The sequence below is a fragment of the Aeromonas sp. 19NY04SH05-1 genome (assembly GCF_040581895.1).
GTDB classification, from domain to species: Bacteria; Pseudomonadota; Gammaproteobacteria; order Enterobacterales; family Aeromonadaceae; genus Aeromonas; species Aeromonas enteropelogenes.
The window spans coordinates 2,327,718-2,352,548 of the sequence record NZ_CP095328.1; the positions used below are offsets into that span (position 1 = coordinate 2,327,718).

Consider the following 24,831-nt stretch of genomic DNA (forward strand, 5'->3'; position numbering starts at 1 on the left):
CATCTGCACTGCCGCCCTTTCCATCGCTTCGTTCATTTGCAAGAAAGTGAGCGGGAAACCTTGGCGGCACAACACGAGGTCTGACTCGCCTGGCTTGCAAGGCGGTTGGGCACTGTCAGTTCCATAACCATCAGGGCGGGTTAACCTGCACGCCGTTATCCAGCCCCTCGCCAACGGAGTTGCATTCATCTGGAAGCTTGGCCTCTGCTGGCACCCTTGCCGCCCTTTCTGTTGGCACCTTTGAGATCGTTTTCACATTTTTGCCCCATCGGGATGGCTCTTGGCACTCGAAAGGCCTATCTTTGCGCCATCACGCAACCGGTTGCGTAACCGGTTGCTTTAGACAAAAACAGATGGACAGGCCAAGACCTGACGAGGTGCTGTATGAAACGAGGCGTACTGCTCAATGCCCCCCTGAGTGCCCTGGTGGCACAGATGGGGCACACCGACGAGATCACCGTATGCGATGCGGGCCTGCCCATTCCGACGGGCCCCGAGCGCATCGATCTGGCGCTGATGGCGGGCACCCCCAGCCTCGAGACAGTGCTGGGCGCCCTGCTCACCGATCTGGTGGTGGAGAAGGTGATCATGGCGAGCGAGATCAAGCAGATCAGTCCAGAGGCTCACCAGGCACTGCTTGAGCAGATCGAGGCCCACGCCATCAGCCAGGGCAAACCCATCACCATCGAATACTGCCTGCACGAAGCGTTCAAGGCCCGCACTCGCCAGAGCAAGGCCATCGTGCGCAGTGGCGAGGTGACCCCCTACGCCAACCTGATCCTCTGCGCCGGTGTGGCGTTTTAAGCCCTTTCAAGGAATAAGCCATGAGTACAACCCCCTCGCCCATTCTGTCGCTCACCGGGATCGTCAAGACCTTCCCCGGAGTGCGGGCGCTCGATGAGGCAGGCCTCAAGGTCTACCCGGGTCAGGTAATGGCTCTGCTCGGCGAAAACGGCGCCGGCAAGTCCACCCTGATGAAGGTGCTGACCGGCATCTATCAGGCCGACAGCGGCACCATCAGCTATCGCGGTCAGCCGGTTCACTTCAAAGGGCCTCGCGACTCCCAGGATCAGGGGATCAGCATCATCCACCAGGAGCTGAACCTGCTGCCGGAACTCTCCATTGCCGCCAACATCTTCCTTGGCCGCGAACCGCGCACCCGCTTTGGCAATATCGACCACAAGCAGCTGCGCGAACGTGCCGCCAGCCTGCTTGCTCGTCTCGGAGTCAAGCACGGCCCGGATACCCGACTCGGGGATCTCTCCATCGGTGAACAGCAGATGGTGGAGATCGCCAAGGCGCTGTCGTTTGATGCCAGCGTCATCATCATGGACGAGCCCACCGATGCCCTGACCGACACCGAAACCGAGCAGTTGTTCAAGGTCATCCGCGAGCTGCGTGAGCAGGGCTGCGGCATCGTCTACATCTCCCACCGCTTGAAGGAGATCTTCGAAATTTGCGACCGGGTCACAGTGCTGCGCGATGGCAAATGGATCGGCGAGAAGGCGGTAAGCGAGCTCGATGAAGACAAGATCATCGAGATGATGGTGGGCCGCCGACTGGAGGAGCAGTACCCGCGTCTGGTGCGCGAGCTCGGCCCGGTCAGCCTGCAAGTGAAGGATCTTGCCGGCCCCGGGGTGCGCGGGGTGAGTTTCTCCCTGCGCCAGGGGGAGATCCTGGGCTTTAGCGGCCTGATGGGTTCCGGCCGCACCGAGCTGATGAAGCTCATCTATGGCGCCAGCCCCATCCACAATGGCGAGATCCGCATCGATGGCAACCCGCTGCGCCCCAAGAGCCCTGCCGATGGCCTCAAGGCCGGCATCGCCTACATCTCCGAGGATCGCAAAGGTGACGGTCTGGTGCTGGAACTGTCGGTACGCGAGAACATGAGCCTGTGCGCCCTCGACGAGTTCAACAAGGGTGGCCGCATCGACGGCCAGGCCGAGCGTCAGGCGGTGAGCGACTATGTGCGCCTGTTCAACATCAAGACCCCCAGCAGTGAACAGCTCATCAAGCTGCTCTCCGGCGGCAACCAGCAGAAGGTGGCCATTGCCAAGGGGCTGCTGACCCGGCCCAAGGTGCTGATCCTGGACGAGCCGACCCGCGGCGTCGATGTGGGGGCCAAGAAGGAGATTTATCAGCTTATCAACCAGTTCAAGAAGGAGGGGATGAGCATCATTCTGGTCTCTTCCGAGATGCCGGAAGTGCTCGGCATGAGCGATCGCATCATGGTGATGCACGAAGGGCGCATCAGCGCAGAGTTCAACACCGAGGGCGCCAATCAGGAGAAATTGATGGCGGCGGCAGTCGGTAAACAGTGGCAAGCAGAGCAAGAGGCAGCACAATGACAACCCAAACCCTTCCCCGCCGCGGCGTCATGAGCAAGGCATGGTGGATCGAGAACAAATCCCTGGTCGCACTGCTGGTGCTGATCGGCGTGGTCTCCTTCCTGAGCCCCAACTTCTTCACCGCCGACAACTTGCTCAACATACTGCGCCAGACCTCGGTCAACGCCATCATCGCGGTCGGCATGACTCTGGTCATCCTGACCGGGGGTATTGATCTGTCGGTCGGCTCGGTGCTGGCCCTGTGCGGCGCCCTGGCGGCCAGCATGGTGGCCATGGATCTGCCAATCTGGATGGTGATCCCCTTCACCCTGATCGCCGGCACCCTGCTCGGCGGGATCAGCGGTCTCATCATCGCCAAGGGCAAGGTGCAGGCCTTCATCGCCACCCTGGTCACCATGACCGCCCTGCGCGGCGTGACCATGGTCTACACCGAGGGTCGCCCCATCTCCACCGGCTTTAGCGACGGCGCCGATCACTTCGCCTGGCTCGGTACCGGCTACCTGTTCGGCCTGCCGGTCCCCATCTGGTTGATGGCCTTCGTCTTTCTGCTGGCCTGGTTCATGCTCAACCACACACGCCTGGGTCGCTACATCTATGCTCTCGGCGGCAACGAGTCCGCCACCCGCCTCTCCGGCATCAATGTGGACCGGGTGAAGCTCGCGGTATATGGTCTGTGCGGTGCCCTGGCAGCCCTGGCCGGCCTTATCGTCACCTCCCGTCTCTCCTCTGCCCAACCGACCGCCGGCATGGGTTACGAGCTGGATGCCATCGCCGCCGTGGTGCTGGGCGGCACCAGCCTGATGGGAGGCAAGGGGCGCATCATGGGAACGCTGATCGGTGCCCTCATCATCGGTTTCCTCAACAACGCCCTCAACCTGCTCGATGTCAGCTCCTATTACCAGATGATCGCCAAGGCCAGCGTGATCTTGCTTGCCGTGATGATCGATAACAAAAGCAACCGTTGATAACACTAGCCACGCCACACACAAGGAATGAAATGATGAAAAAGCTCAATACCCTGCTCGCTGCCGCCATCATGTCCGTGCTGGGCACCGCCCACGCCGCCGACAACACCCTGGCCATGGTGGTCTCCACCCTTAACAACCCCTTCTTCGTCACCATGAAGGAGGGTGCCGAGGCCAAAGCCAAGGATCTTGGCTACGAGCTGGTGGTGCTGGATTCCCAGAATGACCCGGCCAAGGAGCTCTCCAACATGGAAGATCTCACCGTGCGCAAGGTCAATGCCATCCTGATCAACCCGACCGATTCCGAGGCCGTGGGCAACGCCATCCGTTTGGCCAACCGGGCCAACATCCCGGTGCTGACCCTGGACCGCGGCGCCGCGCAGGGTGAGGTCAAGGCCCACATCGCCTCCGACAACGTGGCCGGTGGCAAGCTGGCCGGCGACTTCATCACCGAGAAACTGGGCCCGGGTGCCAAGGTCATTCAGCTGGAAGGGATCGCCGGTACCTCCGCCGCCCGTGACCGTGGCGAAGGCTTCGCCCTGGCCGTGGCCGCCAACAAGCTGGAGGTACTCGCCTCCCAACCCGCCGATTTTGATCGCACCAAGGGTCTGAACGTCATGGAAAACCTGCTGGCCGCCCACCCGGGTGTACAGGCGGTGTTTGCCCAGAATGACGAGATGGCGCTGGGTGCCATCCGCGCCGTGCAGGCCGCCGGCAAAGAGGTGATGATCGTCGGCTTCGACGGCACCGACGATGGCAAGGCTGCCGTGGCCAAGGGTAAACTGGCCGCTACCGTGGCCCAGCAACCGGCGCTCATCGGTGCCATCGGCGTGGAGACCGCCGACAAGGTGCTCAAGGGCCAGCCGGTGGAGAAATCCATTCCGGTACCGCTGCAGGTGGTCACCAAGTAAGCGCGTCAAGTAAACGGATGGGGGGAGGATCGCCTCCCCCTTCCCTCGGTGTCTCTCGGCCTGGGCTCATCCCCACCTGATCCCCAGGCCAAGATGCATCAGGAGTAGTCAACATGAATCGTCTCGTCGTTCTGGGCAGTGTCAATGCAGACCATGTACTGCGCGTTCCCCACTTTCCCCGCCCCGGTGAAACCCTGACCGGCCACAGCTACCAGGTGGTGCCGGGCGGCAAGGGGGCCAACCAGGCGGTGGCCGCCGCCCGGTTAGGTGCAGAAGTCTCCTTTATCGCCCGCATCGGCGATGACGCCATCGGACGCCAGATGCGTGAGGGCTTTGCGCAGGACGGAATTGACGTCAGTGCGGTGGAGCTCGACGACAAGCTCCCCACCGGCATCGCCATCATCTATGTGAGCGATGAGGGGGAGAACAGCATCGGCATCTCCGCCGAGGCCAACGGTGCCCTCTCCCCGGCTGTGGTAAAACGCAATGAAACCATGATCGCCGATGCCCACACCCTGCTGTTGCAACTGGAAGTGCCGCTCGAGAGCGTATTTGAAGCCGCCCGCCTGGCCCGCGCTCACGGTACCCGGGTGGTGCTCAACCCGGCGCCCGCCCGGCCCCTCGCGGCCGAGCTGCTGGCACTGGTGGATCTCATCACCCCCAACCAGACCGAAGCCGAGCTGCTGACCGGGGTCAAGGTGAGCGATGAAGCGAGCGCCCGCGAGGCGGCCAATCGCTTCCACCAGATGGGTATTGCGGAGGTGATGATCACCTTAGGCTCGCAAGGGGTCTATTGCAGCAACGGCCAGCAGCAACAGCTCATTCCGGGCTTTCGGGTCGAGGCGGTGGACACCACGGCGGCCGGAGATACCTTCAACGGCGCCCTGCTGGCCGCCCAGCTCGCCGGGGCCGATTTCAACGGCGCGGTACGCTTTGCTCACGGCGCGGCGGCGCTTTCCGTCACCAAATTTGGTGCCCAGAGCTCCATCCCCGGCAAGCAGGAGGTCGACACCTTCCTGCAGGCCCAAGCAGCGCAGGGGCACTGATGGCCAATATCAAGGAGGTGGCGGCGCTGGCGGGGGTGTCGACCACCACGGTCTCCCACGTCATCAACGAGACCCGCTTCGTGGCCGAGGAGACCCGGGAGCGGGTCTTTGCCGCCATGCGCGAGCTCAACTATGCCCCGAGCCTGGTGGCCCGCAGCCTCAAGGTGAAAGAGACCAACAGTATCGGCATGCTGGTGACCACCTCCAGCAACCCCTTCTTCGCCGAAGTGGTGCGCGGGGTGGAACGCTACTGCTTCGAACAGGGTTACAACCTGATGCTGGGCAACACCGAAGGACAGGCCGAAACTGCCCTCTCCTACCTCAAGATGATGCTGCGCAAACGGGTGGATGGCCTGCTTATCATGTGCAGCGAGGGGCAGCAGGAGGTGTTCAACCAGCTCGACTGGCTCAAGAGCCTGCCGGTGGTAGTGATGGACTGGGGCATGGATAGCCGGGAGGTGGATCTTATCGCCGACAACTCCCATCGCGGCGGTTACCTGGCAACCCGCCACCTGATCGAACTTGGCCACACTGCCATCGGCTGCATCACGGGCCCCCACAACCGCGCCCCCGCCAACCAGCGTCAGGCGGGGTTCGAGCAGGCGATGCAGGAAGCGGGGCTCACCGTGAACCCGGCCTGGATCCAGGAGGGTGACTTTGACTGTGCCAGCGGCCATCAGGCCATGAGACGTCTGCTGGCGCAACCTTCGCGCCCCACTGCCCTGTTTGTCTGCAACGACATGATGGCGATGGGAGCCATCAGTGCCGCCCATCAGGCTGGACTGCACATTCCCAGTGATCTCTCTATCGTCGGTTATGACAACGTGGCGCTGGCAGAATTTATGTCACCGCCCCTCACCACCATCAACCAACCCAAGGAGGAGCTGGGACGCCTCGCCGTCACTCGCCTGCTGGCGCGGATCAATGGAGAAAAGGTGGAAAACAGGATGATCACGGTCGAGCCGGATCTGGTGATCAGAACCTCCTGCGCCCCTCCCCCCAAGGCCTGAACCGACACGTTCTCAGAGACAACAAGGGCGACCCCGGGGTCGCCCTTTGTCATGGATTTGCCGGGTTGTTCGCCTCGGGCGTCTCGACCGGACGCAGCCACAGCAATCCCAGTCGATTGGCCAGCGGCTGCAACAAATCGCCGTGGGTTGCAGGCTCAGGCAACCAGTAGCGTACCGACCAGCCAGCCGCCAGCATGACGGGCGTGCAGGAGCCCAGTTCTGCGAGGGCCAGCACGCAGCCGCAAGCTTGCACCCGCGCCAGCAGCGCCGCCTCCTGTTGCAGGGTGGGCACTCGCAGCACGAGGGGGTTTGGGAGCACATCCGGCAGATAAGCCAGCACATGGGCCAACTGCACCTGATTATCCAGCGCCACCAGCCGTGACTCGCGCTCACTCGCCGCCGTGTCATCCTCTTGCAGCAACCGGGCCATGACGGGCCCAAGCAGTCCCCCCTCCTGCAACCAGCTCACCTCACAGGGAGCCAGACTCTCCTGCCAGCGAAGGGACCACTGCCACAAACGCTCCCCCTGCTCACTGCACAGCGCCAGCCTGTCGATCAGCAAGGGGCAAGGCGCCTCGTCGGCCAGCCAGTCGCGCAATCGCTGGGTCTGCTGCTGGTTCAGCATCAGCTGTTGCTGCATGCCGGGCTGGTACCAGACTGGCTCGCTGCTGCCATCCCGCTTGGCCTGATTGAGGGCGAGGATGGCCTGATCGAGCAGGCGCACGGGATCTTGTGGTGGCAACACCTCAGACCCTCCCAGCCTGCAGGCGAGATCGAAACGGCTCTCCCGGGTCACGAATTCGAAGTGAAGCAGCGCCATCAGATCGCGGATCTGCACCGCCAGCGGCTGCTTGCCGGCGGTCAAGATCACCGCAAACTCGTCACCGCCCAGCCGGTAGGCATTCCCCTGATGGGCCTGCTGCAGCTTGCTGGCCACCGTTTGCAACAGCCGGTCGCCCACCTGATAACCGAGCAGATCGTTGACCTGCTTGAAGCGCTTGAGATCGAGTACCACCAGCGCCAGTACGCCGGGGGTTTGCAAGGCGCGCGCCAGCTCCTCCTGCAGTGCCCGACGATTGCCGAGCCGGGTCAGGGGATCGCTCAAGGAGAGACGCCGGTTCTGCAAATTGGCCCGGATCAGGGCATAGACCAGCACGCCACCGGTCGCCAGCAGGACGAGCTGCCAGATCTGCAGCCAGAACAGGGTATCGCGGATCTGGTTGACCGACGTCTCCCGCTCCTGGCCGGAGAGAATGTGTTCGCCTATCTGTTCAATCTGGCGGGTCTGCTCGCCCATCTGAGCCAGCAAGATGTCAAACTCCCGCCAAGGCACTGTCCCACCATCCATCAGGGGCTCGAGCTGCTTGAGCTGCTCGAACAGCCGGGCGACATGCCTGCCCAATCCATAGCGCTCCCGAACCTCGGCGGTCTCGCTGCCGATAAGGAAGATATCGAGCCGGTTCCACAGCAGATCGTAATGAAGGCTCAGGGTCTCCATCTCCAGCCGGCCTGCCCGATAGAGGCGCAGATCGAAGAGAAAGCGCTGGGACTCCAGCATCACCTGGCTGATGTTCCAGTGGACATTGCGGTAGTAGGTATCGAGCAGCTGATCCTGTTTGTGCTGCAGATAGAGGCCGCAGCCGGAGGAGATCAGAAACAGCAGAATAATGGCGATCAGCAATCCATTGTGGCGTCGACGCCCCATCAGCGGATCACCTCGATGCGGTTCACCTGCCACACCATGTTGTTGTGGATGGCCGGCACGTCCAGCTTGGGATAGTCGGAAAAGGGGATCAGCAGCCAGAGCGGCCCCTTGTTGCGCCGGGTCAGCGGTTTGTCATCCTCATGGCGGACCAGGGTCAGGGGCACCCCGTCAAACAGGGCGAGATCCACCTCCTGCTGATAACCATTGAGAGCCGATACGGCGATCTTGCGGGCCTGTGGCACTCCTTGCGCCGCCAACACGGTCGTCAGGGTCGGACCGCGATAGCGATGAGTGCCTCGGGTCCAGGGGGTCACGGTCTGAAATTCGGTCTGCGGCAGCATCGCCAGGTCGGTTTCATTGAGCTGACGCTGCTGGCCATCCGGCAACACCAGCGTTATCAGGGGGGAAGCGGCCGATGCACAGGCACTGGCCAGCACCAGGAGGATAAAAGCACTCCATTGCTTCATTCTATTCATGATTATTGCGCCAACTAGATCCCATCATTTGGCTGTCAGTGTGGCGACTTCAATGAGCCATTGCAACTGTAGACATTGTAATCAAGATGGATTTTTCCCTTCCCCTACAAGTAGTTCCGAAGCGTCAGGAGCCACGCATCTCCATCCAGTTGTGTCCATCCACTATCCTGGGCTGATGGATGCCACACGCCTCGAGCAACTCGTCCACATAGGCGGGTACCAGCAGGGATGCCGGGCCATAACGCTTCTCGTCAAACTGACTGCCCACCTCGCTCGGCTCCAGGTTGAGCTCTATGGTATGGGCGCCGTTCAAACCTGCCTCATGCACGAAACCGGCGGCAGGATAGACGGCGCCGGACGTGCCGATGGAGATGAAGAGATCACACTGGGCCAGGGCGCTGTAGATGCGATCCAGCCCCAGCGGCATCTCGCCAAACCAGACTACGTGCGGGCGCAGCGGCTGGGGAAACTGGCAGCAGGAGCAGAGTTCGTGCTGAGACAGATCGCCGCGCCACTCGATCACCTGCCCCGATTCGGGGCAACGCGCCTTGAGCAGCTCGCCATGCATATGGATAAGGTTCTTGCTGCCCGCGCTCTCGTGCAGGTTGTCGATATTCTGGGTCACCAGGGTCACCGACCCCGGGAAGAGGCGCTCGAGTCGAGCCAGGGCATAGTGGGCAGGATTGGGATGAACCTGGGGTTGCTGCAGTTGCTTGCGGCGGGAGTTGTAGAAGTGCTGCACCAGTTCCGGATCCCGGGCATAGCCTTCCGGCGTCGCCACGTCTTCCACCCTGTGCTCCTCCCACAGACCGTCGCAGGCACGGAAGGTCTTGATCCCGGATTCGGCAGAGATCCCGGCACCGGTCAGGATCACTATATGTTTGAACGTCTGTCCCATGACATCTTCCTTTTCATCCCTGCTCATAGCTGTGACCTTAGCACAGGGGAAAATGGGGCTCTATTCGCCCTTGGTATTAAGGGCGTGAACGGGGAGCCACTCATCCAGCACGCTAAGATCCAGCCTGACGAACACCAGCTCGCGCCCCGTAACCAGGGTCAGGGGCAACCCCAATCGCTTGAGCAGGGCCAGCATGGGGCGGTTCTGGGCCAGCACCTCGGCCACCCACTCCCGGATCCCTTCCGACCTGGCAAGCAGGGCCAATGCCAGCAAGATGCGCCTGCCCGCCCCCCTGTGTTGGAAATGATCCGCTACGATGCAGGAAAACTCGGCCCGCTCCGGATGGCGGTGACGACGGATGGATTGGGCCTGGGCCAGCGGACGGCCATCCTGCGCTGTGAGCAGCAGCGAGATCTGGCGGGCCGGATCGTAATGAAGAAACGCCGCGACCTGATCGGGTGGCGGTGCCAGCTTGGGGCGCATGAAACGCAGATAGACGCTCTCTTCGCTAAGGGCATCGTAGGCCGCCAGCATGCTGGCAGGCTCTACGCCCCGCAGCTCACGCAGCTGGCAAGGCTCCTCTGCAATCGTCATCGCGACGGGCAGCTCGGCACGGGAGTGCGGAGTGTGCCATCCCGCCAACCCCTTCTCCAGACGTTCCCTGTGCATCGGCCAGCAAAGATAACGAGCCATGGCTACCAGCGCCCGGCCATGCCGCGATCACGCCACGGCTCGATATCGAGCAGGTTGTAGGGGTCGTCGAGATAGATGGCGATCCCGAGCTCGCGCACCCGCGCCATGAAACGCCCCTGCAGGGAGTCCGGACTCAAGGACTCCAGCTCGGGCAGCATCCCCTGCCCAACCAGCAAGGCCTCAAGGGGTAGGCGTTCCAGCAGATCAAAGGGAAGGTGCTGGCTGTTGTCGAGCACCAGGGCCAGCTTGCAGCCAGCCAGACTGGCCTGCAGCACCAGTGCGAAGCGTTCGGCGTTGGTGAGCAGGTGATCCCGGCGATGGATCAGCAGCGTCAACTCCGCAGGCTGGCGAGCCTGTTCGCCCAGCCACTCCCTCAGGCTCTCCCATCGGGTCGGCAGGCCGCTCACCGTCAACCAGACCGGCGCGGTGGTGGAAGGATGGGAACGCGGGCTGAGTTGCCCCAGCACCTCCCCCCGCCAGGTACGAATGGTGCGGCGATGGCCGCTCAAGCGGCGCTGGCGCAACGGACCAAGATAGAGCGCGCGCAACAATCTGAGCAGTTCATCGGTATCGAGGGGCTTGGCAAGAGCGGCCATGACGTTGAAGCCGGCATCGTGCAACAAGCGGCGCGCCCCGTTGAGCAGGGTCTGCTCATGGGCGGACAGCAGCACAATCGGCAACCCAGCCTCACGCAGCTGGGGCTGCCCCATCAGGACGCTGATGGCATCCTGCTCCACCAGGCTGAGATCGCAGATCAACATGCGGATCTCCCCGTCGGCAAGGGCCGTCAGACAGGCCTGCTCCTCCTGCACCCACTGGCAGGGGATCCCCAGCTCGGCAATGGTCTGTTGCAACTGCTTGCCCTGAAACGGGTGATCTTCGAGCAGCAGGATCCGCTGCGCCGCCAGCCAGTCACCCCAACGGCGATAACTGTCGGCAAGCCCGGCCTGCCACTCTTCGTCAATGGCATAGATCCCCACATGGCCTTGCAGCTGGGCAAGATCGCCGGTTTGCCGGTGAGAGGCGGGATCATAGATGGCGATGGCACCGGCCGTGAAGAGCCCCTCCCACTGCCAGCAGGCGTCGGGCTGGGTACGGTGCAGTGCGACATAGTCGGGCAGTGCGCATCCTTTCACGTGCTCATAGGAGGCACGATCCAGGGTATACAAGGTGATGGGTCTAAAGCTGGCCAAGCCGGGCTCTTCCGAGTTGAGCAACGCCAGTAATTCTTCATCTGTGATGATCATCTTGAGCTCTCTTGGTGAAATGGTGACTGACCTCGTCCAGTGCCCGGGACAACCTGGCCTGGAGGAAAGAGTGGCGAGCACGCTGCCACTCTTCAATCACCGCGACTATGGGGGTAGCTCCCACCATTCTGGCGGCCCCCTTGACCTTGTGTAAAGTGGCTTCCACCCCGGACGTGTCCTTGTTGGCCAGGTGCAGCGCCAATTCGGCGAGATCCCCCCGGGTTGTCTCCAGATAAAGCGCTATCAGCTCATCGGTCAGCATGGGAGAGGGGACCATCTCCCACTGCGCGTTTGTCTTCTCTGACTGCTGCCCGCCTCCCAGCTGCTGCAACAGGGTTGCCAGCTCCCGCAGAGCCACGGGTTTGTCGAGATGTCCATCACAACCGCAGGACTGCAACTCAAGGGCTGCCTGCTCGCTCAGATCGGCGGTGATGATATAGGCAGGCAGATGGCGCCATTGGGGGGAATGACGCAACGCCCGGCACAGTTCGGCCCCGTTCATCACCGGCATCTGCAGATCGGTCAGCACCAGATCGACCTCCTGCTCTGCGAGGATCTGCAGCGCCAGCTGACCGTTGGCCGCTCCCACCACCCAGGCACCCAGTTGTCTTAGCTGAAGGGTGATCAGCTCCCGGTTGACGTCATGATCTTCAACCAGCAGCACCCTGATATTCAACCCAGGCTGGAGGTCGGCCACCGGTTCATCGGGTACCCATTGCGGCTGCAACAGGCTGATCAGGGTGCCTGGCACCCAGGACTCCCCAGCCCACTGCCAATGCCACAAACCGCGCTCGTCCTCTCTGGCCTCCAGCACATCGGCGGCATCCGGGGCCACGTTGACGCCAAGTCGCGCCAGCCAGGGGATGAGAGGCTCAGCTTCATCCGACGGCATCACCAGCGCCAGCTGCCGTACCTCGGGCTGCCAGTGGGGAGTCTGCCGGATCACATCGAGGGGCAACTCGCAGAAGAAGCGGCTGCCGCCTCCCTCTCTGGCCACCACATCGATCAGGCCCCCCATCTGCTCGACCAGCTGCTTGCAGATGGCAAGCCCGAGCCCGGTGCCGGGCGCCCGCAGCTGACCTGCCACGACAAATTGCTCGAAGGGCATGAATAGGGTAGGACGCATCTCGGCGGTAATGCCGGGGCCCTCGTCATCCACCCCGAAGCGGAGCATGTTACCCGCCCGGGTGGCCCAGAGCACCACCTCCCCCCGCTGGCTAAATTTGATGGCATTTGAGAGCAGGTTATGCAGGATTTGGCGGATCCGGTGAGGGTCCAGGGTTTGCAAGGCGGGCAGAGCCGGATCCAGCACCAGGCGCAGTTGCAGGCGCTTGTCGCGCGCCTTGTTCCAGTGCACCGCAGCCACCTGTTCACACAACTCGATGAAGTCGGTCGGCTGGGGTGAGAGAGAGAGTTTGCTGCTCTCGTTGCGGCTGAAATCGAGCACGTCGTTGAGCAGCCCCAACAGCTCGTCCCCCGCCTGTCGCACTCGCCCCAGCGCCGAACTCTGTTCCTGAGTGAGCGGCGTGCTGGCAAGCCACTCCAGCAGGCCGAGGATGGCGTTCATGGGGGTGCGGATCTCATGGCTGACTGCGGCCAGGAAGCGCCCCTTGGCCAGCACAGCCTGCTGCGCCTGCTCGTGGGAACGTTGCAATGCCCGCTCCTGCTCGATGCGCGCGGTCACATCCTGCATCACCGCATAGACGCGCCACCCCTGTCCCTGGCGACGGCCACGGCCATCGAGCTGCAACCAGCGCTCCTGATGCTGCGGATGACGATAGCGCAGGGTATAAACGAAGGGTTTGCCCGCTTGCAGTCGTTCCTGCATGGTATCGCGCAACTGGCGCAGCTCGTGACGGGCCAGCAGGGCAAAGACCTGGCCGGGATCGCGCCGGATCTGCTGGCTGGCTAGCCCAAGCAACCCGTAGCAGCCCCGACTGATGAACTCTATGCCCTGGACCCTGCCATCTTCGAACAAAAACTGCAGTACCACGCCGGGCACCGTATTGGTCAGGGCCCGCAGCCGCCGCTCCGCCTGGCGCAGGATACGCGCCCGCTCCTGCAACGCGCTGATATCAGAGAGGGCGATAAGATCGGTCACCGGAGTCTGCTTGTCCCGCGGCAGTGGATGCTGCACAAAGGCGAACACCTGATCTCCCAGTATCAACTCCCCCTCCTCCTTGTGGGCTTGTACCGGAGGCAACGCCAGCTGATCGCCATATCGAGTGGCCAGGCGCCGCCCAAGCTTGTTCGACTTGATAACCCTGCCCTGGCTGTCACGCATAAACACCGGCAGCGGCAGCGTCTGGAACAGGGTGTCACGCAATTCGCTTTCGATGGCCAGGGCCCGCTCGGCTACCTGGCGCTGAGCCACTTCCCGCGCCAGTTGCTGGCGGGATCGCCAGATCACGCCGATGACGATGGCGCTGATCAACAGTGCCAAACCGACGGAGCCGAACCAGGCGAGATAGCTCACCCCGGGTTGCTGCACGACAACCAAGCGGCGCCAGCGTTGATTGAGCTCATTTATCCGGTTGCGGGTCAGGGTCATCAGGCTGCGATCCAGCACGCTGGCCAGCTCGACCTCGTCTTGGCGAATGGCAAACCCGATGCCAAACCTGTCCTCCATCTCCTTGATCTCGAACCCTTCCAGTAACTGGGTTCGTTGCGGATATTGCAACTGATAGAGCTCGCTCAGCATGGCATCCGCCTCTCCCTGTCGCAGCGCATCAAGCCCCTGCTCCAAAGTGCCGATGCGGATCCACTCCTGCTCCCCCAGCAGCGTCAGCAAAGAGGGATCATAGAGCGATTCGGGCACCAGGATCCGCTGCCGCTTGAGAGCCGAAATATGAGTAGCTGCCAGGGTCCCCTTGCTGATCAGCGCAAAGCGGTTGATGGAGATCATCCGACTGAAAGTGAACTCATCTGCCAGGATCGGAGACTCCGGCAAACCCGTCATCATGTCTGCCTCGCCGCTGCGCAATTTCTCGATGGCATCAGCCTTGCTAAGCGCAGGCACCACCTGGTACTTCAGGCCCGTCTCCTGGGTGATCCAGCGCAGCACGTCGGCGCTCCACCCTTTCGGGTTGCCCTGTTCATCCAAGCCGCTGTAGGGCATCAGCTCCGGGTTGAGCACCAACCGCACGGTACGGCGGCTGCCGGCCAGCCAGGCCTGTTCGACATCGCTGAAACGGGGTTGGTTGAAGGAGAGCGCGCTCTGATCGAGGTAGTGATCAAGATCCGTATAGAGACTGCCGGCAGGCATGTAGCGAATGGCGGTGTCGATGAGGCGAACAAGCTCGGGCTCCTCTCGCATCATCAGACGGTAGCTTATTACCCTGTCATCCCCGAGCAGACGGCGCAGTCGCAACCCCTCCACCGGAAACTCCTTCATCAGATAACGCAGTTGCAGGTAATCGCCAAAGTAGGCATTGCCCTGACCACTCTTCATCGCCTCATACAAGGACTCCCCCGGTGCCAGGGTTCTGATCGCCGCCGCCGGAAAGATGTCATGCAATACCGATACGGCATCGGAGCCTGCATAAGCCAGAAAAGTGGCTTGCTGGAGCGACCCACGGTAGAGCACGGCAGAGTCCGTCTCCATCATGGGGCGACTGAGCCAGGTATTGGGCAGATTGCTCGTCGCCGCCCCGATATGGGGAACCATGTCACACTGCCCCTCCAGCAAGGCGCCGCGCACCGTTTGCCAGTCGGGTAGCTCCTGAAACAGAAGCGGCACCGGCAGCTGCTTGGCCAGACGGGTGATCTGATCCTTGAGCAACCCACCTTGTGCCAGCAGATAGGGTGGCGGCAGCGTCGCCGGGTAACAGAATGTCAGTTGTTTGAGAGAGTTGGCATAAGCCTGGGTGGATGGCGCCAGCGGCAGTATGGTGGCTGACAGCGGCGTTGCAACCAGCGCCGTCAGCAACAACATGGAGGTTCGGATCATAGGGAAAGAAAAAAGCCAGGCGTCAGCCTGGCTCTTTGTTACTCGTTGGGTTCAACATTTTCTACCCTGGCCTTGAGTTTCTGGCCAGGCCGGAAGGTCACCACACGACGGGCGCTGATGGGAATATCTTCACCAGTCTTGGGATTACGTCCGGGACGCTGATTCTTCTCACGAAGGTCAAAATTACCGAAGCCTGAAATCTTGACTTGTTCACCACGCTCAAGCGCTTGTCGGATTTCCTCAAAGAAGGCTTCCACCATGTCTTTGGCTTCACGCTTGCTCATCCCGAGCTGGGTGAACAGGTGCTCTGCGATGTCGGCTTTGGTAAGCGCCATAGATCAATCCCTCAAGGATGCATTCAACTCTTCACCAAGGGCCCGCACGACATTGTCCACGGTCTCGGCAATCTCTTTCTCCTCCAGGGTGCGCTGGGTATCTTGCAGCACCAGGCTGATGGCCAGGCTCTTCTTGTCCTCAGCCATACCAGCGCCCTGGTATACGTCAAACAAGTTTATTCCAACTACCTGATTTCCGCCAACTTTTTTAATTACTGCCAGTACATCGCCTGCCAGAACCTGACGGTCAACCACCACGGCAATGTCACGGCGGTTGGCCGGGAACTTGGAAACTTCGGCTGCAACCGGCACCTTGGCCGGGGTCAGCTTGTCCAGCTCCAGTTCGAACATGACGACGCGGCTCTTGAGACCCAGCTTCTTCTCGAGGCTCGGGTGGATCACGCCGATATGGCCGATGACCTCGCCGCTGCGCAGGATGGCCGCGCTCTGGCCAGGGTGCAGCGCACTGTGTTCGGTACGCTCGAAGGTGAAGGTGGCGCCTTCAGCAGTCAGATCCAGTACCGCTTCCAGATCCCCTTTCAGATCAAAGAAGTCTGCCCCACGGCTCTTGATGTCCCAGTGTTCGTCGCTCTGGTTGCCGGTGATGATACCGGCCAGCATGGGCTCCTGACGGATGCCGTTCTCGGCGCTTTCATCCTTGATGAAACGCAGGCCCTGCTCGAACAGGCGCACACGCGGCTGCTGGCGGTTCTGGTTGTAAACGACTGCTTCCACCAGACCCGGGAACAGGGAGACGCGCATGGCGGACATCTCGACCGAGATGGGATTCGGCAGCACGATGGCATCGCTTTGCGGGAACAGGGTCTGCTGGGTCTTGGGATCCACGAAGCTGTAGGTGATCGCTTCCTGGAAGCCACGGGCGACCAGCAAGTCGCGCACCCGCTTGAGGGTCACCTGCCCTTCCGCCTGTTCCACCATCGCCAGAGAGGCAGCCGGTTTGAGGTTGGGGATGTTGTTGTAGCCGTAGATGCGGGCCACTTCCTCGATGAGATCTTCCTCGATGGCGATATCGAAACGCCAGGAGGGAGCCAGCGCGGTCCAGCCGTCCGCGTCCACGGTCACCTGCATGCCGAGGCGAGTCAGGATCTCGACTACCTGCGCGTCCGCCACGCTGATGCCGATCACCTTGTCGAGCTTGGCACGACGCAGCTTGATAGGAGCAGCCTTGGGCAGATTTTCATCGGATTTGACCTCGATAACCGGGCCCGCTTCGCCGCCGCAGATATCCAGCAGCAGACGGGTGGCACGGTCCATCACCTTGGCTTGCAGCTCGGGATCCACCCCGCGCTCGAAGCGGTGGGAAGAGTCGGTATGCAGACCGTAGGCACGGGCACGACCGGTGATGGAGAGGGGGGCGAAGAAGGCACACTCCAGCAGGATGTCGGTGGTGGTCTCGGACACACCGGTGCGATCACCGCCGAAGATGCCGGCCATGCAGGCAGGGCCTTGGCTATCTGCGATCACCAGGGTGGTTTCTTTGAGCTTCACCTCGGTGCCGTCGAGCAGGGTCATCGGCTCGTCAGCCTTGGCGCGGCGCACCACCAGTTCCCCTTCAAGCGTCGCCAGATCGAAGGCGTGCATCGGCTGGCCGTATTCCAGCAGCAGGTAGTTGGTGATGTCGACGATGGCGTCGATGGAACGGATGCCGCCACGGCGCAGCTTCTCCTGCATCCAGAGCGGACTCTGGGCCCTGAGGTTTAGCCCCTTGATGACGCGGCCCAGATAGCGCGGGCAATCGGCAGGCGCCTCAACCCGGATCGGGAAAGTGGCGTCAATGGTAGCAGCAGCCGGCGTCCAGCTCGGCTCGACCACATCCACACTGTTGAGCACGCCGATTTCACGGGCCAGACCCGCGATACCGAGGCAGTCTGCACGGTTCGGGGTGAGATCCACGTCGATGGCGACGTCGTTGAGGTTCAGATACTCACGGATATCGGTACCGATGGGGGCATCGCTCGGCAGCTCGATGATGCCATCGGCCTCGACCTCGATCCCCAGCTCGCTGAAGGAGCAGAGCATGCCATGGGACGGCTGGCCACGCAGCTTGGCTTTCTTGATGGTGAAATCACCCGGCAGGGTTGCCCCTACCTTGGCCACGCATACTTTGAGGCCCTGGCGGCAGTTCGGCGCACCGCAAACGATGTCCAGCAGCTCTTCTTCACCTACATTGACCTTGGTCACCCGCAGCTTGTCGGCGTCCGGATGCTGGGCACACTCGACCACTTCACCCACCACGACGTTATTAAACTGGCCGGCCACCGCTTCCACAGCGTCCACTTCCAGACCGGCCATGGTGATCTGTTCGGCCAGTGCGTTGTCACTCAACTCGGTGCGGACCCACTCCATCACCCAGGATTTACTGAATTTCATGTTCTCTCGCCCTTACTTGAACTGCTTGAGGAAGCGCAGGTCGTTTTCGAAGAAGGCACGCAGGTCGTTAACCCCGTAGCGCAGCATAGTCAGGCGCTCAACGCCCATGCCGAAGGCAAAGCCGGAGTATTTTTCCGGATCGATGCCGACCGAACGCAGCACGTTCGGGTGCACCATGCCGCAGCCCAGCACTTCCAGCCACTTGCCATTCTTGCCCATCACGTCCACTTCGGCGCTCGGCTCGGTGAACGGGAAGTAGGAAGGACGGAAACGAATGGTCAGATCTTCCTCGAAGTAGTTGCGCAGGAAGTCGTGCAGGATGCCTTTCAGCTCGGTGAAGCTGGCATGCTCGTCTACCAGCAGACCTTCGACCTGATGGAACATGGGGGTGTGGGTCATGTCGTAGTCGTTACGATAGACGCGGCCCGGCGCAATGATGCGGATCGGCGGCTGCTGCTTTTCCATGGTGCGGATCTGCACGCCCGAGGTGTGAGTGCGCAGCATCAGATCAGGATTGAAGTAGAAGGTATCGTGGTCGGTACGCGCCGGGTGATGGGCCGGGATATTCAGCGCATCGAAGTTGTGGAAGCCGTCTTCGATCTCGGGACCACGGGCAACCTTGAAACCCATCTCGCCAAACAGGCGCTCGATACGCTCGATGGTGCGGGTCACCGGGTGCAGACCGCCATTCTCGATGCGACGGCCCGGCAGGCTGACGTCGATGGTCTCGGCGGCCAGCTTCTGGTTCAGCACGGCGATTTCGAGGGCTTCACGACGCGCGTTCAGAGTATCCTGAACCTGCTGCTTGGCCTGGTTGATCACGGCGCCGGCGGCCGGACGCTCTTCGGCGGACAGGGCGCCCAGCCCTTTCATTTGCTCGGTAAAAAAGCCTTTTTTACCCAGATATTTGACCCGGATCTCGTCGAGGGCCGCGATGTCGCTGACGCCCTCAATTTCGGCCTTGGCCTGGCCGACTACTTCTTCAAGCTGTTGCATGTCTTCCTCGTCACCACTCCCGGAACAGGAGCCTTTAGGCTAAATAAGGTCAAGAGGGGAATAATACAAAAAAAGCCCCTTCGCTGACCATACTTAAGGTCCCCTTTTCTCCCTATAAATCATTTTGTTATATCAAGCGAGTCTCACTTTATCCCCCACCCTCTTTAAATAGTTTGTTTGAACATTAGTTTGTTGGCATATAAAGAGTAGAGAACGCTGGCTTAACATCGCCTCTTCTGGACTTCCCATTCCTCTGGCTAGCAGAAATGGGACAACAAAAAAGGAGGCCTGAGCCTCCTTTTATCTTTCATAACAGAACCGGATTAAGCCAGTGCTGCTTTAGCCTTTTCAACCAGGGCGGTGAAAGCCAGCTTGTCGTGAACGGCGATATCGGACAGGATCTTGCGATCGATCTCGATGGAAGCCTTCTTCAGACCGTTGATGAGACGGCTGTAGGACAGACCGTTCTGACGGGCTGCTGCGTTGATACGAGCAATCCACAGTTGACGGAACTGACGCTTTTTCTGACGACGGTCACGGTAGGCATACTGACCGGCTTTGGTTACCGCTTGTACCGCTACGCGGTAAACACGGGAACGGGCGCCGTAGTAACCCTTGGCGGCTTTCATTACTTTCTTGTGACGAGCACGAGCGGTCACACCACGTTTAACTCTTGGCATTTTTCACATCCCCCCTTATGCGTACGGCAGACAAGCGACAACACGTTTGTGGTCGGCAGCGGAAACAAAGAACTTCGGTCCCAGCTGACGCTTACGCTTGCTGCTCTTCTTGGTCAGGATGTGACGCAGGTGGTTGTGCTTGCACTTGAAGCGACCTGAGCCAGTCTTTTTGAAGCGCTTCGCAGCACCCCGGTTGGTTTTCATCTTCGGCATTTCATACTCCGCATTGTGAGTGACAACAAAATCGCAAGGCGAACCGACACATGGAGCGAGCCCCATGTGTCAATTACTTGTGGGCCTTAAGATTTCTTCTTGGGCGCGAGGACCATCACAGCTTGACGGCCTTCGACTTTCGGGAACGACTCGACTACGGCCAACTCTTCCAGATCGTTCTTGACGCGCTCCAGAACCTTGATACCAAGATCTTGGTGGGCCATTTCACGACCACGGAAGCGCAGGGTGACCTTAGCCTTGTCCCCGTCTTCCAGAAAGCGAACCAGGTTGCGTAGTTTTACCTGATAGTCGCCTTCGTCAGTGCCAGGACGGAATTTGATTTCCTTGACCTGGACGACTTTCTGCTTTTTCTTCTGTTCTTTGGTGGTTTTGCTCTTTTCGTAGAGGAATTTGCCGTAATCCATGATCCGGCAAACGGGCGGCTCAGCGTTCGGACTAATCTCGACCAGATCCACTTCGGCCTCAGCGGCCAAGTTCAGAGCTTCCTGGATGGATACGATACCGAGCGCTTCGCCATCCAGACCAGCCAAACGAACTTCTTTCAGTCGGATCTCTTCGTTGATCCGGTGAGCGCGGGCTTGCGGCTGCTTGCCCAGTTTTTTTCCGCCTTTTATAGCTTATTCCTCCACTTTCTTTTGTCCGCGGGTCTGAACTTCCTGGGTCAACAGAGCAATCAGCTCTTCAACAGGATAAGTACCCAGGTCAGCCCCTTTGCGAGTCCGTACTGCAATCTTGCCGGCTTCAACTTCTTTATCGCCGCAGACCAGCATGAAAGGCACTCGCTTCAAAGTATGCTCGCGGATTTTAAAGCCTATCTTCTCATTTCTCAAGTCCGCTTTTGCACGAAGACCCGCATCATTCAATGCTTTGGCTACTTTTACTGCATATTCGGCCTGATTGTCGGTGATATTCATGACCACTGCCTGAACCGGAGCCAACCAGGTCGGGAACAGACCGGCGTACTCTTCAGTCAGAATACCGATGAAGCGCTCCAGCGAGCCCAGAATGGCACGGTGGATCATGACGGGTACGTGACGCTCGTTGTCTTCGCCCACATAGGTGGCGCCAAGACGGCCCGGCAGGGCAAAGTCGAGCTGCACGGTACCACATTGCCAGGCACGATCAAGGCAATCGTGCAGGGTGAATTCAATCTTGGGACCATAGAAAGCCCCCTCGCCCGGCTGCAGATCGTACTTCAGGCCATTCACGTCCAGCGCCTCGGCCAGCGCGGCCTCGGCACGATCCCATGCCTCGTCGGAACCGATGCGCTGCTCCGGACGGGTGGAGAGCTTGACCACGATGTTCTCGAAACCGAAGGTACCGTAAACGTCATAGACCATACGGATACAGGCAGATACCTCTTCCATGATCTGCTCTTCGGTACAGAAGATGTGGGCGTCATCCTGAGTAAAACCACGCACACGCATCAAGCCGTGCAGGGAGCCTGACGGTTCGTTGCGATGGCAAGAGCCGAATTCGGCCATGCGCAGCGGCAAATCGCGGTAGGATTTCAGACCCTGATTGAAGATCTGCACGTGACCCGGGCAGTTCATCGGCTTGATGGCGTACTCGCGGTTCTCTGACTGGGTGGTGAACATGGCCTGGGCATATTTGTCCCAGTGGCCAGAGCGTTCCCACAGCACACGGTCCATCATGAAGGGACCTTTCACTTCCTGATAGTCGTACTCTTTGAGCTTGCCGCGGATGAAGGTTTCCAGCTCGCGGAAGATGGTCCAGCCGTCGTTGTGCCAGAACACCATGCCCGGCGCTTCTTCCTGCATGTGGTACAGGTCGAGCTGCTTGCCGATCTTGCGGTGGTCGCGCTTGGCGGCCTCTTCTAGACGCTGCAGGTAGGCCTTGAGCTGCTTCTTGTCAGCCCAGGCGGTGCCGTAAATGCGCTGCAGCATCTTGTTGTTGGAGTCGCCACGCCAGTAGGCGCCTGACATCTTCTGCAACTTGAAGTGGTGGCAGTGACGCATGTTGGGCACGTGCGGCCCGCGGCACATATCGATGTACTCTTCGTGATGATAAAGACCGGGCTGATCATCACGGGCGATGTTCTGATCCAGGATCTCGACCTTGTAGGTCTCGCCACGGGCTTCGAACACATCGCGTGCTTCCTGCCAGGAGACCTTCTTCTTGATGACGTCGTAATCCTTGGCGGCCAGCGCCATCATGCGCTCTTCCAGGGCAGCCAGATCTTCATCGGTCAGGGTGCGGTCGAGATCGATGTCGTAGTAAAAACCGTTGTCGATGACAGGACCGATGGCCATCTTGGTCTGGGGCCAGAGTTGCTTGATGGCATGACCCAGCAAGTGGGCGCAGGAGTGGCGCAGAATGTCCAGACCTTCTTCGTCTTTGGCGGTGATGATGGCCAGGGAGGCATCGGCTTCGATCAGCTCGCAAGCATCCACCAGTTCACCGTTTACCCGACCGGCAATGCACGCCTTGGCGAGACCGGGACCGATGTCCGCGGCCACATCCATGACGGAAACAGAATGGGCAAATTGACGTTGGCTGCCGTCAGGCAGAGTAATGATTGGCATTATATGTTTCCTTATACAGTGGTGACCCGTACCAAAGGTCACATGCGGGATGGAAAATCGATTCAAAAAAGGGTGATGTTCTGGTTCTCCACAGCACTTTGCGAAGCCGGCCTGTCACGAGAACAGCGAATTTATCGAGGCAAACCAAGCCAAAACGGGGCAATCCTACCAGAAGTTGTTGCAGCTGTATCGGGTTTGTCGAGATTTTCTACAGTCGGCCAGGATCGTGGCGAATTATTGCCCCAAAAGAGGCTGCCAGTTGAAATCGAAGGTGCTGTTCCCCTCCTCTGCCCGCACCAGCTCCTGCAGCACTTTCAACGCCAGCTTGTTGCCCTTCTGCGAGGCCTGATAGAGCCACTGTTTGGCCTGGGAGAGATCAACCTGCCCACTGGCTCCCATCAGGTGAAGCACACCGACTTTGAGCATGGCGGGTACATCACCGTTACGAGCCGCCAGCTCCATCCAGTGAAATGCTTCGCGCAGATCCCGCTTTACCCCGGCTCCGCGCAGATACACTTCCCCCAGCCGATATTGGCCGAAGGCGTCCCCCGCCTGGGCGGCCTGACGATAAAGGTCGATGGCCAGGGTCATGTCCTGCTCGCTGCCCAGCCCCACCTCGTGGCTCCAACCCATCAGGGCTTTGGCACGGGGGAGCCCTTGTTCGGCAAGTGGCAACCAGACCCGGGTCGCCTCTTCAAAATGGCCAGTGCGCCAGGCCCGGTTGGCCGAGGCCATCTCCTGCTCGGTAGTGAGCGGAATGAGACGCCAGATAGCCAGACCGATGACACCGATAAACAACCAGCGAGAAGAGATGGGCTTCATGATGATTTCCGTGATCCGGTTCGCACTTTTCTTATGTAAACGAAATGTAGCGAACGGATCAAGCAAGAGATCCATTTGTCATGCTTTTTTATGCAAAGGAAGGGAGAGGCTTGCACTTTGCCCTGCCGACTTGCATCATGACTGTATATATAAACAGTATTCATGCAAGACGATGGCAGGACGAGGCAGCGCTCACAATATCGATCACCGTTTCAGCGGCCCGCTTATCGAGGTGGTTGACGACGGCTGGCAGCAATCCGAGTGGGAGGCGACCTTCACCCCAAGCCACCCGCAAACCCGGATAACAGAGATTCAGGCCCGCAGCATCATTAGCTACAACGACTCCCCCGACATTCCCTTTGGCCGCTCCATCAATCCCTATCAGGGGTGCGAGCACGGCTGCATCTACTGCTATGCCAGGCCCAGTCACGCCTATCTTGAGCTCTCCCCCGGCCTTGACTTCGAAACCCGACTGTTTGCCAAGCTCAACGCCGCCGATCTGCTGCGTAAGGAGTTCGCCAAACCGGGTTATCAGCCACAAACCATCGTCCTCGGGGCCAATACCGACCCCTATCAGCCCATCGAGCACCACTATCGCCTCACTCGCGAGCTCTTGACGGTGATGCTGGCCCATCGCCACCCGGTGGGGATCATCACCAAGAGCGCCATGATCCTGCGCGACCTCGATCTGCTGACCGAGCTGGCCCGGGAAGGCTTGTGCCAGGTGATGGTATCGGTCACTACCCTCAACGAAACCCTCAGACGACAGCTGGAACCGAGGGCCAGCAGCGGAGCCGGCCGGCTCAAGGTGATCGAGAAGCTGACCCGGGCAGGCGTGCCGGTCGGGGTGCTGGCCGCCCCCATGATCCCGCGGCTCAACGAGCCTGAGCTCGAGCAGATCATCAAGGCCGCTGTCGCGGCTGGCGCCGGCTGCGCCGATTACATCTTGCTGCGCCTTCCTCACGAGCTGACCACCCTGTTCAGCGACTGGCTGGATGAACACTATCCGGGCCAGAAGGAGGCCATTTTGAACCAGTTGCGGGCGAGCCGGGGCGGCGCCCTCAACAGTTCCGCATTCGACACCCGCATGCGCGGTCAGGGTCAGTTTGCCGATCTGCTTGCCCAGCGCTTTCGCCTCATCAGCAAGCGCCTTGCGCTCGGCAAGCGGCACATTCAATTGCGGCGCGATCTCTTTATGCGTCCCGGGGAACAGCTCAGCCTGTTTTAATTCTGATCATGATGGCAGGCCCCTGAACTTGACCCTCTTGCGAGGGGCTGTTCAACCGGGCCGATCTCTCCGCCCCTGCGCCAGCAGTTCGACCGGCAGTCGCGAGGGTTCATGAGCGACCTCGTGCTCTTCCTCCCTTGCATGCAGCATCTCTGGCTCGCCCCATACCCGGTTCCACCAGATCTCCCATGTGATCCAACTGGTCATATGCAGCTCCTTGTAACGGTAATGACACGGATAACTCGCTGGTTGCCGCATCAGGATGACTCTCCCCGATGACAAGGGCATGACAGCCACTCGCTTCGGTTTCACGCCTGGTTGACACCAATCACGCACAAATAAAAAGAGCGA

22 protein-coding genes are annotated in these 24,831 nt (G+C 60.4%); 7 read left to right on the forward strand and 15 right to left on the reverse strand.

Going from position 1 to position 24,831, the window contains the following annotated elements; genetic code table 11:
* The first annotated feature begins 384 nt into the window (after positions 1–384).
* The 6 genes from rbsD (at position 385) to MRK42_RS10730 (ending at position 6,280) form a co-directional block, all read left to right on the forward strand.
* Positions 385–804: a D-ribose pyranase gene (gene rbsD, locus MRK42_RS10705; protein WP_042069335.1), complete on the forward strand. Its 420-nt coding sequence runs from the start codon at positions 385–387 to the stop codon at positions 802–804.
* Between the two features lie 20 nt (positions 805–824).
* Entirely contained in the window at positions 825–2,348 is a 1,524-nt protein-coding gene (rbsA, locus tag MRK42_RS10710; protein WP_042069334.1) for a ribose ABC transporter ATP-binding protein RbsA, read from the forward strand.
* Positions 2,345–3,313: a ribose ABC transporter permease gene (rbsC, locus tag MRK42_RS10715; protein WP_338612390.1), complete on the forward strand. Its 969-nt coding sequence runs from the start codon at positions 2,345–2,347 to the stop codon at positions 3,311–3,313. The genes rbsA and rbsC overlap by 4 nt, the downstream gene beginning before the upstream one ends.
* Before the next feature lie 35 nt (positions 3,314–3,348).
* A complete protein-coding gene (gene rbsB / locus MRK42_RS10720) occupies positions 3,349–4,224 on the forward strand; it encodes a ribose ABC transporter substrate-binding protein RbsB (RefSeq protein WP_338612471.1) in 876 nt (291 codons plus the stop codon).
* A gap of 113 nt (positions 4,225–4,337) precedes the next feature.
* On the forward strand, positions 4,338–5,270 hold the full coding sequence (gene rbsK, locus MRK42_RS10725) for a ribokinase (RefSeq protein WP_338612391.1): 933 nt from the start codon (positions 4,338–4,340) through the stop codon (positions 5,268–5,270).
* Positions 5,270–6,280 (forward strand): substrate-binding domain-containing protein, encoded by a 1,011-nt coding sequence (locus MRK42_RS10730; protein WP_338612392.1) that lies wholly within the window; start codon positions 5,270–5,272, stop codon positions 6,278–6,280. The genes rbsK and MRK42_RS10730 overlap by 1 nt, the downstream gene beginning before the upstream one ends.
* A 49-nt stretch (positions 6,281–6,329) precedes the next feature.
* Here MRK42_RS10730 and MRK42_RS10735 read toward each other — a convergent pair whose 3' ends face one another.
* The 14 genes from MRK42_RS10735 to MRK42_RS10800 all read right to left on the reverse strand — a co-directional run bounded on the left by MRK42_RS10735 (position 6,330) and on the right by MRK42_RS10800 (position 23,252).
* Positions 6,330–7,985, reverse strand: coding sequence for a GGDEF domain-containing protein (locus MRK42_RS10735; RefSeq protein WP_338612393.1), 1,656 nt, complete (start codon positions 7,983–7,985; stop codon positions 6,330–6,332).
* A complete protein-coding gene (locus MRK42_RS10740; protein ID WP_338612394.1) occupies positions 7,985–8,461 on the reverse strand; it encodes a hypothetical protein in 477 nt (158 codons plus the stop codon). The genes MRK42_RS10735 and MRK42_RS10740 overlap by 1 nt, the downstream gene beginning before the upstream one ends.
* A 124-nt stretch (positions 8,462–8,585) precedes the next feature.
* On the reverse strand, positions 8,586–9,359 hold the full coding sequence (cobB, locus tag MRK42_RS10745) for a Sir2 family NAD+-dependent deacetylase (protein WP_061477530.1): 774 nt from the start codon (positions 9,357–9,359) through the stop codon (positions 8,586–8,588).
* 60 nt (positions 9,360–9,419) lie between these two features.
* Entirely contained in the window at positions 9,420–10,052 is a 633-nt protein-coding gene (locus MRK42_RS10750; RefSeq protein ID WP_268854509.1) for a GNAT family N-acetyltransferase, read from the reverse strand.
* 2 nt (positions 10,053–10,054) lie between these two features.
* On the reverse strand, positions 10,055–11,299 hold the full coding sequence (locus MRK42_RS10755) for a response regulator (RefSeq protein WP_042069323.1): 1,245 nt from the start codon (positions 11,297–11,299) through the stop codon (positions 10,055–10,057).
* On the reverse strand, positions 11,283–15,233 hold the full coding sequence (locus MRK42_RS10760) for a transporter substrate-binding domain-containing protein (RefSeq protein ID WP_338612395.1): 3,951 nt from the start codon (positions 15,231–15,233) through the stop codon (positions 11,283–11,285). The genes MRK42_RS10755 and MRK42_RS10760 overlap by 17 nt, the downstream gene beginning before the upstream one ends.
* A gap of 53 nt (positions 15,234–15,286) precedes the next feature.
* On the reverse strand, positions 15,287–15,583 hold the full coding sequence (gene ihfA, locus MRK42_RS10765) for an integration host factor subunit alpha (protein ID WP_005300715.1): 297 nt from the start codon (positions 15,581–15,583) through the stop codon (positions 15,287–15,289).
* Positions 15,584–15,586: 3 nt separating this feature from the next.
* On the reverse strand, positions 15,587–17,974 hold the full coding sequence (gene pheT, locus MRK42_RS10770) for a phenylalanine--tRNA ligase subunit beta (protein ID WP_338612396.1): 2,388 nt from the start codon (positions 17,972–17,974) through the stop codon (positions 15,587–15,589).
* Between the two features lie 12 nt (positions 17,975–17,986).
* Positions 17,987–18,970: a phenylalanine--tRNA ligase subunit alpha gene (gene pheS, locus MRK42_RS10775; protein ID WP_026456847.1), complete on the reverse strand. Its 984-nt coding sequence runs from the start codon at positions 18,968–18,970 to the stop codon at positions 17,987–17,989.
* Between the two features lie 323 nt (positions 18,971–19,293).
* Positions 19,294–19,650 (reverse strand): 50S ribosomal protein L20, encoded by a 357-nt coding sequence (gene rplT / locus MRK42_RS10780; protein ID WP_026456846.1) that lies wholly within the window; start codon positions 19,648–19,650, stop codon positions 19,294–19,296.
* A gap of 15 nt (positions 19,651–19,665) precedes the next feature.
* Entirely contained in the window at positions 19,666–19,863 is a 198-nt protein-coding gene (rpmI, locus tag MRK42_RS10785; protein WP_005300673.1) for a 50S ribosomal protein L35, read from the reverse strand.
* A gap of 86 nt (positions 19,864–19,949) precedes the next feature.
* Positions 19,950–20,480: a translation initiation factor IF-3 gene (infC, locus tag MRK42_RS10790; protein ID WP_234923365.1), complete on the reverse strand. Its 531-nt coding sequence runs from the start codon at positions 20,478–20,480 to the stop codon at positions 19,950–19,952.
* 21 nt (positions 20,481–20,501) lie between these two features.
* Complete coding sequence (thrS, locus tag MRK42_RS10795) at positions 20,502–22,430, reverse strand: threonine--tRNA ligase (RefSeq protein WP_026458172.1); 1,929 nt, start codon at positions 22,428–22,430, stop codon at positions 20,502–20,504.
* A gap of 234 nt (positions 22,431–22,664) precedes the next feature.
* On the reverse strand, positions 22,665–23,252 hold the full coding sequence (locus MRK42_RS10800) for a tetratricopeptide repeat protein (protein WP_338612397.1): 588 nt from the start codon (positions 23,250–23,252) through the stop codon (positions 22,665–22,667).
* Between the two features lie 172 nt (positions 23,253–23,424).
* Here MRK42_RS10800 and MRK42_RS10805 point away from each other — a divergent pair, with 172 nt between their 5' ends.
* Positions 23,425–24,480 (forward strand): PA0069 family radical SAM protein, encoded by a 1,056-nt coding sequence (locus MRK42_RS10805; protein WP_224209670.1) that lies wholly within the window; start codon positions 23,425–23,427, stop codon positions 24,478–24,480.
* Positions 24,481–24,531: 51 nt separating this feature from the next.
* Here the strand turns inward: MRK42_RS10805 and MRK42_RS10810 are convergent, their stop codons facing one another.
* Positions 24,532–24,687 carry a hypothetical protein gene (locus tag MRK42_RS10810; protein WP_224209671.1) on the reverse strand — a complete coding sequence of 52 codons (156 nt, stop codon included), beginning with the start codon at positions 24,685–24,687 and terminating at the stop codon, positions 24,532–24,534.
* Between the last annotated feature and the right edge of the window lie 144 nt (positions 24,688–24,831).